General features: G+C 57.3%; 6 protein-coding genes and 2 pseudogenes. 4 read left to right on the top strand and 4 right to left on the bottom strand.

What is annotated here, in order from left to right; translation table 11 throughout:
• Positions 1-169: 169 nt before the first annotated feature.
• The 4 genes from GA0061099_RS34035 to dctA form a co-directional block, all read right to left on the bottom strand.
• The gene (locus GA0061099_RS34035; RefSeq protein WP_036031300.1) at positions 170-556 is read right to left on the bottom strand and encodes a response regulator transcription factor; all 387 of its coding nucleotides are present in this window, start codon (positions 554-556) and stop codon (positions 170-172) included.
• A gap of 87 nt (positions 557-643) precedes the next feature.
• Entirely contained in the window at positions 644-1,327 is a 684-nt protein-coding gene (locus GA0061099_RS34030; protein ID WP_036031254.1) for a response regulator transcription factor, read from the bottom strand.
• Positions 1,324-3,996: a PAS domain S-box protein gene (locus GA0061099_RS34025; protein ID WP_036031257.1), complete on the bottom strand. Its 2,673-nt coding sequence runs from the start codon at positions 3,994-3,996 to the stop codon at positions 1,324-1,326. The genes GA0061099_RS34030 and GA0061099_RS34025 overlap by 4 nt, the downstream gene beginning before the upstream one ends.
• 819 nt (positions 3,997-4,815) lie before the next feature.
• Positions 4,816-6,138 carry a C4-dicarboxylate transporter DctA gene (gene dctA, locus GA0061099_RS34020; RefSeq protein ID WP_050996256.1) on the bottom strand — a complete coding sequence of 441 codons (1,323 nt, stop codon included), beginning with the start codon at positions 6,136-6,138 and terminating at the stop codon, positions 4,816-4,818.
• A gap of 1,125 nt (positions 6,139-7,263) precedes the next feature.
• On the opposite strand from dctA, the pseudogene GA0061099_RS34015 reads away from it, so the two are divergent.
• The 4 genes and pseudogenes from GA0061099_RS34015 to GA0061099_RS34000 all read left to right on the top strand — a co-directional run.
• Positions 7,264-7,884, top strand: a pseudogene (locus tag GA0061099_RS34015) (molybdate ABC transporter permease subunit); the annotation flags it as partial.
• A gap of 135 nt (positions 7,885-8,019) precedes the next feature.
• Positions 8,020-9,277, top strand: a pseudogene (locus tag GA0061099_RS43005) (serine hydrolase domain-containing protein).
• A gap of 798 nt (positions 9,278-10,075) precedes the next feature.
• The gene (locus tag GA0061099_RS34005; RefSeq protein WP_036031260.1) at positions 10,076-11,176 is read left to right on the top strand and encodes a hydrogenase small subunit; all 1,101 of its coding nucleotides are present in this window, start codon (positions 10,076-10,078) and stop codon (positions 11,174-11,176) included.
• Between the two features lie 12 nt (positions 11,177-11,188).
• Positions 11,189-12,979, top strand: a complete 1,791-nt coding sequence (locus GA0061099_RS34000) for a nickel-dependent hydrogenase large subunit (RefSeq protein ID WP_036031264.1) — start codon at positions 11,189-11,191, stop codon at positions 12,977-12,979.
• The last annotated feature ends 1 nt before the right edge of the window (position 12,980 follow it).

Here is a 12,980-nt window from a genome sequence, read left to right as displayed (position 1 = left end):
AGTCTGTTCTGCAGCCGCCCATATCCGTAAAGCGTGGACGGGCAAGAAATTGCTGGTCGCTAGCATATTTAGACTAAGCCGGGGTTCGGACTGCGAAGACGTTGCCAGGTGGCGTGATTGCCGCCCACGAGGTTTTAGATCGGACATGAACTCAAGCTGCAGGTTGGAATCAGATACCGCCTCGGGCGCCATATGCCTTCAGTGCGCTGTCGAGGCACTTAAGTAACTCTTGTCCGCCAAATGGTTTGGCGAGGAAGCCAATTGCTCCCGCGTCCAGGGCTGACGTGCGCACACGCTCGCTGGGGAAAGCGGTAATGAAAATGAAAGGTGCTTCGTAACCACGCGTCCGCATCTGTGCCAGCAGCTCGAGCCCGTTCATAGTCGACATCTGCACATCGGTAATGACACAGGATATCTCGTTCAACTGCGGCGACCGCAGGAGCGCCTCGGCCGAAGCAAATATCTGCACGACGTAGCCACGCGATTTCAAGAGGTTCCCTGTCGCCGCACGGACTGAGGCGTCGTCGTCAACGACGGAAATCAAAGGCGTGGACAAGATGAGCCCTCCTGACTCGGGAACAGCGGCTGCCAAAGCACTAGCCACCTTCGGCGAAAGATGGGCTGGAGAGATGAAGCTGTAAAATCATACTTGCGTTTGTTCAGGACGATTTGCGCGAAGCCCCAGCGTCTCGCTCATTCTGATCAGCTCGGCGAGCGACCGGGCACGCATCTTTTTCATTACGTGACCCCGGTAGATCTTGACGGTAATCTCGGCGAGCCCAAGTTCGGCGGCTACCTGCTTGTTCATCAGGCCGGCCGTGACCAGTTTCATCACCGCCTGCTCTCGCGGGCTTAAGGTCTCAAATAAAGACTGCAGGTTCGCGACGGTTCGCTGAGCATCCCGTCTTTTGCGATCGCGTTCGGTCGCCGCAACCACAGCATCAAGCAGTTCCTGATCGCGGAAGGGCTTGCTGAGAAAATCGACCGCGCCTCCCTTCATGGCCCTGACGGTCATGGGAATGTCGCCATGACCGGTGATGAAAATGATCGGGATGTGTATGTTCAACCTGGCCAGCTCGGTCTGGTAGTCAAGGCCGCTCAGGCCTGGCAGTCGGACATCAAGAACTAGACAGCTTGGGACGTCCGGAATTGTGCTCTGCAGCATTTCCCGGGCCGATCCGAACGCAACGACCTCCAATCCTACCTGTTTAAAAAGGTTAATAAGCGAGCGGCGCACGGAGATATCATCCTCAACGACAAAGACGATCGTCTTCGTCGAGGCCTCGGCACTGCTACCCTGACCTGGCGAGTCAAATGGTCCTGTCACTGGATGGCCTCCTTATGCACGGGCAGGACAAACTGGAAGGTCGCGCCCGGTTCATTTTTCTGAAGAAACGATAGCCGCCCTCCGTGAGCTTCCACGATAGAACGGCAGATCGAAAGTCCCATTCCAAGGCCACTCGACTTGGTGGTGAAGAAGGGATCCAAGACGTGGTCAGCGTCCTTCTCAGCGATCCCGACGCCGCAATCGGCCACGGCAAGCTGCACGCGCCCCAGATCGTCCTTGGATGATTTAATCAGAAGTTCGCGCGGCCGGTCTGTAATTGCGTCCATCGCCTCGATTCCGTTCATTACCAGATTGATGATCACCTGTTGTAGCTGAATTCGATCACCCAGGATCCTAGGCAGCACGGCCGTCAACTCGGTTCGCAACGTCACCCGGTGGCTCACCAGCTCTCGTGTTATCAGCGCAATGACGTCCCTGACGACATCATTAATGTCGAGCGGCACCATCTCAATCTCGCCTTTCTTCGCGAGTGCGCGAACACTACGGATCACCTCGCTTGCCCGGATCGCGTCTTCGATGATCCATTCCACTGAAGAGCGCGCTTCGGCAAGATCAGGAGCTTCGCGAGCCATCCATCCGATGCACGCATCGGCGTTGGTGAGAATAGCGGCGAGTGGCTGGTTTATCTCGTGCGCGATGGAGGTTGTCAGTTCTCCTAACGTCGTTACGCGCGTCACATGGGCAAGCTCCGCCTGTGCCTTTCGCAGGTCTTGTTCGGCCTGATCGGCGCGAATAATGGCTGTGATGTCAGTGCTGACGCCACGGTAACCCAGAAAATTGCCGTTTCCGTCGAAGAAAGGTTTGCCACTTGTGCGCACGTAGATCGGAGATCCCGTCCTATTCACCGTGCGGTAGACCAGATCCCGAAACGGCTGATGCGCCTGCAACGTCGCCCGGTGCTGCCGCCACTTTTCGGGCTCGTCTTCGACGTCGCACGCAATCTCCCAGCGAAGCAGGTCTATCAATCCTGTGGCCAAAATTCCTGCAGTGCTGGTGTGCTCGGATAAGCGAGTGACCCGATGATCTGGACCGGTCTCCCAGAGCCAGTCGGAAGCTGTCTCGGCGTAGTCGCGAAAGCGCTGTTCGCTTTCGCGCAGCGCGACAAGTGTGTTTTCCAGGCGTTCCCTAGCTGCGTGTTGATCGGTGACATCCATATGTGTTCCAATCAGCTCGCTGACCTTACCATCGCTAGCGACGACAACATGCGCAACGGAGTGTATACGCCGTATCCCGCCATCTGGCAGAAGAACACGGAAATCATACTCGAACCGCTCCTGCTCCTTTTCTCTCGCCTGGCGCTGCACCTCCTGTAACCGCGGCAAGTCTTCCGGATGGATGCGCGAGCGAATGGTCTCTATCGATACCGGCTCTTGCGGGTTAAAGCCAAACAGTCGATCAACTTCCGCGGAGCGATAAACGAAATCTAGACCGTGGACGTCCCAAGACCAGCTGCCTGTGTGGGTGAGATGCTGGGCCTCGGCCAGATAGGCCTCGCTGCGACGCAACTGCTGTTCTGCTCTCCTCGCTGCCGTAATATCGGTAGCTGCCCCAACAAACTCGATTTCACCAGAAGCGGTTCTCGTAAGCCGTGCCTTCGCATGGATGTGCTTCACAGAGCCGTCTGGTAGCCGCAATCGATATTCGTGCTCGAAATCGCTCAACTCCCGCATCGCTCCATCGATAACCTGTTTAACCGAAGCCCGATCATCTGGGTGAGTGCGAGCAACGACAAGCTGCGGCGAGGGAGTCGTTTGAGGATCCAATTGGAAAATCCGAAATGTTTCCTTTGACCAGAACGCCTCGCCAGTGGTGGCGTTCCAGCTGAAGCTGCCTGTATGACTCAACTCCTGCGCTTGAGCCAAATGCGCTTCGCTCCGCTGCAGGGCAAGTTCGGTCTGCTTTCGCTCCGTGACATCTTCGCAGGCGATAAGGACAATAGGCCGGTCGTCGGCCCAAAGCATGGCCTTGGCGTTTTCACGTACCCACAATACGGAGCCGTCCTTCCTGACTTTCTGGACGTCCCACGTGCGCGATTGTCCAATATCCTCAAGGCACGCCCGAATGCATTTGTGAACGAATGCGCGATCCTCCTCAAGAAATATGCAGAGCACGGAGTGGCCGATCAGTTCTGCAGGAGCATAGCCGAGTTGGGTCGCGCCGAATGTATTGACGTTAAGGACAGTGCCGGCTTCGTCGACCATGAAGTACATGGCCGGATTGTGCTCGAAGATTGCTCGCCACCGTTTTTCACGATCCTCCAAATCCGCCGCACTCCGCTGAAGCTTGACCGCAGCCACACGCGCAGCCTCTCTTTCCTGGCGGAGCTTTCCGATCAAGTACGTTCCTACGATTGACACAATAAAGAATGCGACAACCACTCGAAGATCGCGGGGGTCATCGATTTGTAGGCTGAACGCCGGCGGCGCAAAGTAGTATGCGAGAGCAGCGATTGCCATGATGCAAAGCGCGGATGACGCGATGAAGCTGCCCATCAACGAAAATAGCAAGACTACTAACAAATAGGCGAACGCCGTCGCGGCGAAATGGGCATTAAGGTACACGCAACTCAGTGTAACAGCGGCTAAGGTTATGCCGCCGAAGGTCAACTGAGGGGCTGAACGTTTAAGACTGCTGATCTGGATAGACATTTTGAGACCGTCCGGCCTGTTCTCCGGCGGGAGAGCTATAGCATTTTAGGCAAAAATGGGGCAATCCTCGACGCTTGGATCGAGCGTGTCCGAGATTGATCACCTGCGGCCGAACTCAGCACGCGCGGGGAAAAAACGCATCATAAACGTACGTATAGTTGTCCTAAATTTTTCGATGAGGCGTCGCTGACCCTGCGGCAGTCGAAGCTGAAACCTCTGCTTTGCTCCCCTGCCGATAGCCTTGCCGGCAGTCGCTCGAGCCTGCGAGCCGATGCACCCCCTTTAGGCCCGCGGACGAGGACAGCGGTTTTTGTTCAGCCGAGAGGTTGAAGCGAAACGATCAGGCGGGTCTCCGGACCGGCAACGAACAGAAACAAGCGGGCGAACCACTCATCTCGCCGGCACAGTCGGTTCTGCGGAGGAAAGCGCAACGTTCATGTGCCGAGACAGGAAGGCCAAGTTGCGCGAACCACCTGGCGATTAGGCCATCACGCCTAGCTGCGGAGGAGTCGTCTCCAATTGGTTTCGGTGGAATCGAGCGCCGACATGACACCGAACCGACGGTGTGGACGACTCGCCGCATTCAGATGGACGGTAGCCGTGACCACCCAAGGAGGCGCCTTGAAGAAGCCCCTAGTTCTTTGATCGCGTGCTTTTCAGGGGCAGCTGCCTGGCGGCGACGCGGAGCAAGAGCTGTGCACTGGAGAGCGCACGAGACAGTGCCGGCTCACCTTAAGTCGGCTTGGCCGATTCGAAGTACGAGAAATGTGTCTCTTGCATTCAGTTCGTGTTCGGATGGTGGCGGTTAAGATCCGGGACCTACTTCATTGTGCTTGTAGGGTCGATAGTGGTCGAAACTGTGGGCTGGTTGAGCCGAGCCTGCAGCGTTCCGTGCTCTAGCTCGTCTTCCCACCAGGATACGAACACGGCTGCGATACCATTGCCGATGATGTTCGTCAGGGCGCGCACCTCGCTCATGAACTTGTCGATCGAAAATACGATTGCCATGCCCGGCACAAGCGCTGGGTTTACCACCGACAATGTCGCAGCAAGGGTGATGAAGCCAGCGCCGGTGACGCCGCTCGCTCCCTTCGACGTTAGCATTGCCACGAGCAAGATCGTGAGCTGCTGGTTAAAGGAGAGATCGACCCCGAGTGCCTGGGCAATGAACAAGGTTGCAAGTGTCATGTAGATGTTGGTGCCGTCGAGGTTGAAGGAATAGCCAGTTGGCACCACCAGTCCGACGACCGTCTTCGAGCAGCCCAACCGCTCGAGCTTCTCCATCAATTGCGGCAGCGCGCTTTCGGAGGATGACGTACCGAGCACGATCAGAATCTCGTCTTTGATATAGACAAGAAACTTGAAAATCGAAAAACCGACGAGGCGCGCGATCAGGCCGAGCACCACCACAACAAACAGCGCGGCTGTTGCGTAAAACAGCGCGATCAGACCGATCAAATTACCGAGTGCTGCCGGCCCAAACTTGCCGACCGTGAACGCCATGGCGCCGAAGGCGCCGACCGGGGCCGCTTTCATTACAATAGCGATTACGCCGAACACTGCGTGCGCGACGTCGTCAATCATGCCGCGCAGCCGCTCCCCACGTTTTCCCAGAGCCATCAGAGAAAAGCCGAAAAGGATCGCGAACAGTAGAACCTGCAGAACATCCCCGCGAGCGAAGGCGCCGACCACGCTATCGGGAATGATGTTGAGAAAAAAGTCGACGGTCTTCGAAGCTTCCGCCTGCTTGACGTAATTGGCGACCGCCGCAGCATCCGGCTTGACCGCAAGGCCATGGCCGATTTGGACGAGATTGCCCATAACAAGGCCCAACAGCAAGGCAAAGCTGGACACGATCTCGAAATAGAACAGCGCCTTCACGCCGACGCACCCCACTTTCTTCGCATCCTGAATATGCGCAATACCAGATGTGACGGTGCAGAAAATAATCGGCGCGATCACCATCTTGATGAGCTTGATGAACCCGTCACCGAGGGCCTTAATCCAGTCGTTGGTGGCTAGAGATGGCCAGAGGCAGCCGACCACGGCGCCCATAAAGATCGCGATCAGCACCTGAACGTAGAGTATCTTATACCAAGCTTGCGACGCGCGTGCAGGCGCCGCAGTTGCCATGGTGGTCATGACGCTTCCTTCCCGAATATACTCGAATGTGAGCCGCCGCGCTTCAGAGGCGGCAGCGTCATACGAGACTCATCATTTTAGCCGTGTCCGATTGAAGACGGTTCCGGGAGCCGGCGCGTCCTTCCAAAGGCAGGCGTGTAGTTACGTTGTCCATTCTCGTTAAGCAAGATATGCACCAGATGCCTAAGCGGCGGCCGATTGATCAGTCGTGGACAAGTCGTCTGCCTGGGCGGGATTGGCTGAGTCGAGCGCGGACCGCATTCGCAAGGTCGAAAAAATAATTGCAGCGTAGCGCGCATTGGCGGAGTTACGTCTCGACTGGGAGCCTTAGCGTGCTCGATATGCACACAGTGCTGAGATCGATGCAACAACACGTGGCATCGGTAAAATCGATAGTTTGGATTGCACGCATTTGCCGGATGGAAGCGCGGCTTGGAAAACAAGATTGTTCGTAAAAGCCATTGATGTAGGAACTACCGGCAAAGCTCGATGTGCACGGGGGCGTTTGTCTCCAGGCCTGTGCTGACGATCCGCATTGGCCAGGGCGGTCACGAGGCCGGCTTCGCTCACGGCCCCTCGCGCCTTTTGCGCCGTCGCAGAAGCAGCTTACAACGAGTTATCGGCTACCCGTTCCTGTTGCTGCCAAACGACGGGCTTCCTGCGGTCCGCTCCACTACCGGCGCGGCGAGCCGTCGACCAACCACACAGGGATCTCTTCGGCTGACAATTTCTAACGCTTCCTTGCAGGGCCGTCGCTGTCTGCTCGCAAACAAAGGTGCCGGAAACCTAACAGAGTGTTAGGTCCACTCCAAAGTGACGTCGCCGTCCACGCGAATTTCTCTCGCTGAGCATAGAGCTGCCACTGTTCGTACCCGGCACAGGAATTGCTGATGACAAATGAGAAGTTGCCGCCGTCATATGAACCGAAGCGGACCTGCCACAGGAGTTGTCGATGAGGCTTGCAATGCCGCTCTTGCTTGCACAAACGAAGCGCGTGAATTTGGCGGCCGCCACGAGCTGCCGCGCGACCAACGGGCGATTCGCGCCACCGCGCCGCGTGAGCCGCACGTGCAGGCCATCACTGTCAGGATACGTCGGCCCGCGCTCCCTGGCGGGCTGACGCAGATGGATGTGGTTTGGGCAGAGATTTCGCAATCCCTTGCGCTCACGATTGAGCTCGCCAGCTTGACGACCGTGATCCTTCTCTTGATTGGTGTGCCCCTGGCTTGGTGGCTAGCGCGCTCAAAGACCTTTGCGAGCGAGGCGGTGGCCACGTTGATCGCCCTGCCGCTGGTGCTGCCGCCAACGGCTCTCGGCTTTTGCGTCCTCGTTTTGCTCGGCCCCCACGGACCGGGTGGCGTTCTCGCCTCTTTCTGGGGCGAGCGCACGCTGGCCTTTACTTTCGCCGGAATCGTGGTCGGATCGGTCCTCTCGGCGCTGCCGTTAGTCGTGTAGCCGATCCGTAACGCCTTTGTTGCGATAGGCGATTTCCCCTTGGAGACGACCGGGTGCGTTTCGCCGTTGTATGCCTTCATCCCCATCACCGCGCCACTGGCGCGATTGGAATTTGTTAAAGCCGCCGTGGTTGGCTTTTCTCATACGATCGGCACATTCGGCGTCGTGATGATGATCGGCGGCAATATTCCTGGGCGCACTAAGGTGTTGTCGGCCTACGTCGTAGACTACGTCCAAGCGTCGCGCTGGCGTGAGGCAAGTGTGATTGCTGGTGGTATGGTGATGTTCGCCGACAATCTTCACTTTAGCGCTCATCGACAGACACTGTGCCAGGAGGGGCACCTAATCGTCTTAGGACTGCCGCCCGACATCCTAATGCGGGCGGCAGTCTTGCAAACTGGGCCCATCCATCCTTCCGAGGGTACAATGAACAAGCTTGCTATAGCCACGGCAGCTGCTGCATTCGCTCTCAATTCGGTGCACTCCGCGCCTCTGCCCGAAGCAGCGGCCGATGAGGTCGGCGTTTCTCAGCAGCGCCTTGCCAAGCTAGACGAGTTCTTCGCTCGCGAGATTGCAAGCAAACGCGTGCCGGGCGCGGTGATTGCAATCGCGAGAGACGGCAAGCTGATTCACTACAAAGCGTACGGCCAACTCGACCCCGTAAAAGGAAGCCCGATGCGGCTCGATGCGATCTTCGCGCTTGCTTCTATGACCAAACCGATGGTGGCCGTTGCTGGGCTCATCCTTATGGAGGAAGGTCGCCTTCCTCTACACGCCAAGCTTACGGATTACTACCCGGAATTCGCAAACATGAAGGTGGCAGTGCCACAGCATAAGGGTCATTAATATTTCAAACGCAGAGTTCTGCGATCTGCATCCACGATCTTTATCGCCACACAACCGGACTCACCTACGGTGCGCCCGACAGCTCAGACCAAGTGGCGCGTCTCTATCCCGGTTTCGCCGACCCGCCCCTAAGGGGCGATAAGCAGGCTTTCATCGAAGCGATTACCAAGCTGCCGCTAGCGCACCAACCGGGGACGGAATTCGAATACGGCTTCTCGACCGATGTGCTGGGAGCTGTCATTGAACAGGTCAGCGAACAGCGATTGGGCGACTATCTCATCCGCAACCTATGGAAGCCCATCAAAATACAAGATGCCACTTTCCGTTTGTCGGAATGGCAACGCGAGCGCCTCGCGCGTCCATTTTCGGAGGACCCGCTGACGGGAAAGCCGCAAGACATCGAACTCCTCGAAAGCCAGACGAAGTTTGACCGCGGGGGAGCATGCGCATTTGCGACAGTCGGTGACTACGTGCGCTTTGGACAAATGCTGCTCAACGGCGGGGAGCTCGATGGGCAGCGGATTCTTGGTCCGAGGACGGTGCGCCACATGATCTCCAACCACCTCGGGCCAGGAATCAAAATAAAGTCGCCAATGTGGAAGCGCACCGTGCCGGCTTCGGGTTCGGGCTTGGAGTGGCTGTACGGCTAGCCGGGGGGCTTTCAGCGGTTCCGGGCAATCCAGGAGAGTTCACCTGGACCGGCGCCTACGGCACACAATTTTTCTGCGACCCAAAAGAGCGTCTGGTCGTGGTGGTCGGAACGGCGGCGCCCGGGGAAATCCGGAAGTACTACCGCGAACAAGTCCAGTATATCGTCTATGCCGCGATACTCCGATGATTTCACTTTCCCTCGAAAAGCTCGATGATCCGTTTTGGGTAGCAGACAGGCAGTGTTGCTAATACGGATCGATGTCGAGTGAATGTAGGCGCCGTTGCCTTCTATCCGCGTCGGATGGATCGCACCAATGCTTCAAGACACGATCGCCTCCGCTGTCGCGAAGAAGCTCCTGCAAGCGGGTGAGTGTCGCGATGCGCCACGACGTCGCGCCTTGCCACCGATTGGCTTGTGCGATGAACGCTCCTAGATGATATTAAACGTCCGGTCTCTTGCCCACAGCGCCGTTGCGATGAGGTGCGAGGAGGCGCTTTTACCAAAATCAGATCGAGTTGACCAGCTCCCAAAGCAACGTCAGCGGGGCGCATCGCGGCTCGGTCCATTGCGGCCTCTCTTCCTCGCTCGACGGCCGCTTTTTGACGGGCCGCCTGTGCAGTCGCGATCATGAGAGCTTGAACGCCTCGTTGGTCAGCAATCGGCAGGCCTGATTGGGAGCGGGCAGTGCGGTGCCCGTCCACTGCGCCAATTCTATTCGACAATCGGGCTGACGAGTGTCGCGATTGTAGGTTAGTCCCCGTGCAGTGGTGAACCTTCCTGCTGATTTGTTCAAGTGCTCACATCTTCAAAACTGAACACCATCAGCATGACAGATCCATGGCAAAGGGGCTGGCACGTGGCCGGGTTCACAATTGCGCAAATTTCGGCGGTCGCTTGATGTCTTAAGTGTTTCGCTTCGCTGGCCTGGTTCTTGCTAAACGTCAGTAATTCGTAACGGCCACGACTACTCACTTGGAAGGTTTCATGGATGATGCAACGGAAACGTTCTACAGCGTGATCAGACGTCAGGGTATCACGCGCCGTAGTTTCCACAAATTCTGTAGTGTGACGGCCGCGAGCTTGGGACTTGGTTCGCTCACCGCAAGCAATATTGCCCATGCCCTCGAAACCAAACCGCGTGTGCCCGTCATCTGGTTGCACGGGCTCGAGTGTACCTGTTGCTCGGAAAGCTTTATCCGCTCGGCCCATCCCTTGATTAAAGACGCGCTGCTGTCGATGATTTCGCTCGACTATGACGATACGATCATGGCGGCGGCTGGACACCAGGCTGAGGCCATCCTGGAAGAAACCCGTGCCAAGTACAAAGGCAGGTATGTGCTCGCAGTCGAAGGCAATCCGCCGTTGAAGGAGGGTGGCATGTTCTGCATTGACGGCGGCAAACCGTTCGTTGAGAAGCTCAGGTGGATGGCAGAAGGGGCCATGGCAATCATCGCTTGGGGCACGTGTGCGTCCTGGGGATGCGTGCAAGCGGCCAAGCCCAATCCGACTGGCGCGGCGCCAATCGATAAGGTGATCACCGACAAGCCCATCATCAAGGTGCCCGGGTGTCCTCCTATCGCAGAGATCATGAGTGGTCTCGTGACGTTCATCGTCACGTTCGGAAAGCTTCCGGAGCTCGATCGCCAAGGACGTCCAAGTATGTTTTATTCCGAGCGCATTCACGACAAGTGCTATCGGCGTTCCCATTTCGACGCTGGCCAATTCGTCGAAGAGTGGGACGATAGGTACGTGCGCAAGGGCTATTGCCTGTACAAGATGGGCTGCAAGGGGCCAACCACCTACAATGCCTGTTCGGCCGTTCGGTGGAACGGCGGCGTTTCATTTCCCGTTCAATCCGGTCACGGCTGCCTCGGCTGTTCTGAGGACGGCTTCTGGGACAAAGGGTCATTTTACGACCGACTTACAACCATCAAGCAGTTCGGCATTGAGGAGAACGCCGACAAGATCGGCATGGCCGCTGCCGGGGTGCTCGGGCTAACGGTTGCTGCCCATGCGGCGGTCACCGCCGTGAAGCGGTTGACCCACAAGCCGGATCGCGCGGCCGGTAAAGGCAAACCGAGTTGAGGAGATACGACGGTGGCCATCCAGACGCCGAACGGGTTCAGTCTCGATCGTTCCGGCAGGCGAATCGTCATCGATCCGCTGACGCGGATCGAAGGCCACCTGCGCGTCGAAGCCAATCTCGATTCCGACAATGTAATCCGCAATGCGGTCTCAAGCGGGACAATGTGGCGTGGCATCGAAGTCATCCTGCGCGGGCGCGATCCGCGCGACGCCTGGGCGTTCACCGAGCGGATCTGCGGGGTCTGCACCGGCACCCATGCGCTCGCCTCCGTGCGCGCGGTTGAAAATGCACTAGGAATCGTGATTCCGGAGAATGCCAATTCGATCCGTAACATCATGCAGTTGTGCTTGCTCGTGCATGATCACCTCGTACATTTCTATCACTTGCATGCGTTGGATTGGGTCGACGTGGTTTCCGCGCTCAACGCCGATCCCAAGTCGACCTCCGCACTGGCGCAGTCTATCTCGCCTTGGCCGCTGTCATCCCCCGGCTATTTCAGAGATTTTCAGATCCGGCTCAACAAATTCTTCGGGTCAGGGCAACTCGGTCCGTTCAAGAATGGCTATTGGGGGCATCCGGCCTACAAGCTACCACCGGAAGCAAACCTGATGGCGGTAGCTCATTATATGGAAGCGCTCGACTTCCAGAAGGAGATTGTCAAGATCCAAGCTATCTATGGTGGCAAGAACCCGCATCCGAACTGGCTGGTCGGCGGCGTACCCTGCGCGATCAACATCGACGGAATCGGTGCGGTGGGCGCGATCAATATGGAACGACTGAATATCGTGTCCTCGATCATCGCCCGCTCGATCGAGTTTGTCGAGCAGGTCTATCTACCCGACATTGCTGCAATCTGCTCGTTCTATAAGGACTGGCTCCACGGCGGTGGTCTTTCGAGCAAAAGCGTGATGTCCTATGGCGACATCCCCGAAAACGCCAATGACTGTTCTGCGAAAAGTCTCAAGCTGCCGCGCGGGGTCATTCTTAATGGCAATCTCAAGGAGATACTGCCGATCGACCATGGTGATCCCGAGCAGATCCAGGAATTCGTCGCGCATTCATGGTATAAATACCCCAGCGATTGCGGTGGGCTGCATCCCTGGGACGGCATTACCGAGCCGAGTTTTAAACTGGGGCCAGAATTCAAAGGCAGCAAGACAGATATCAAGGAACTCGACGAAGGCGGCAAGTATTCCTGGATCAAAGCGCCGCGCTGGCGCGGCCACGCCGTCGAGGTCGGGCCGTTGGCGCGATACATCATTGGTTATGCGCAAGGGAAAGCCGAGTTCAAGGATCCCGCCGAGAGACTGCTCAAGCGGCTCAATCTGCCTCTGACTGCGCTGTTCTCGACCCTTGGCCGTACAGCGGCGCGGGCGCTCGAATGCCAGTGGGCGGCGCATCAGATGCGTTATTTTCAGGATAAGCTCGTAGTCCAGCTCAAGGCAGGCAATACGGCAACTGCCGACGTTAGCAGGTGGCGCCCGGAAAGCTGGCGTAAGGAGGCCAAGGGTTACGGGTTCACTGAGGCGCCTCGCGGTGCACTCGGCCACTGGATCAAGATCAAGGACGCTAAGATCGACAATTATCAATGTGTCGTTCCGACGACGTGGAACGGTTCTCCTCGGGATTCCAAAGGCAATATTGGCGCTTTTGAAGCTTCGCTGATCGGTACCCCGATGGCCGATCCGCAGCGGCCCCAGGAGATCTTGCGCACGATCCATTCCTTTGACCCGTGCTTGGCTTGCTCGACCCACGTGATGAGTCCTGAGGGCCAAGAAATGGCTTCAGTTAAAGTGCGTTAGG

It is taken from the genome of Bradyrhizobium yuanmingense (genome assembly GCF_900094575.1).
Classification (GTDB): domain Bacteria; phylum Pseudomonadota; class Alphaproteobacteria; order Rhizobiales; family Xanthobacteraceae; genus Bradyrhizobium; species Bradyrhizobium yuanmingense.
This window is presented reverse-complemented; position numbering and strand designations above follow the sequence as displayed.

Coding starts and splice junctions, on each gene's coding strand:
- GA0061099_RS34025 (WP_036031257.1), bottom strand. CDS start 3,996: ATGTCTATCCAGATCAGCAGTCTTAAACGTTCAGCCCCTCAGTTGACC.
- dctA (WP_050996256.1), bottom strand. CDS start 6,138: ATGACCACCATGGCAACTGCGGCGCCTGCACGCGCGTCGCAAGCTTGG.
- GA0061099_RS34005 (WP_036031260.1), top strand. CDS start 10,076: ATGGATGATGCAACGGAAACGTTCTACAGCGTGATCAGACGTCAGGGT.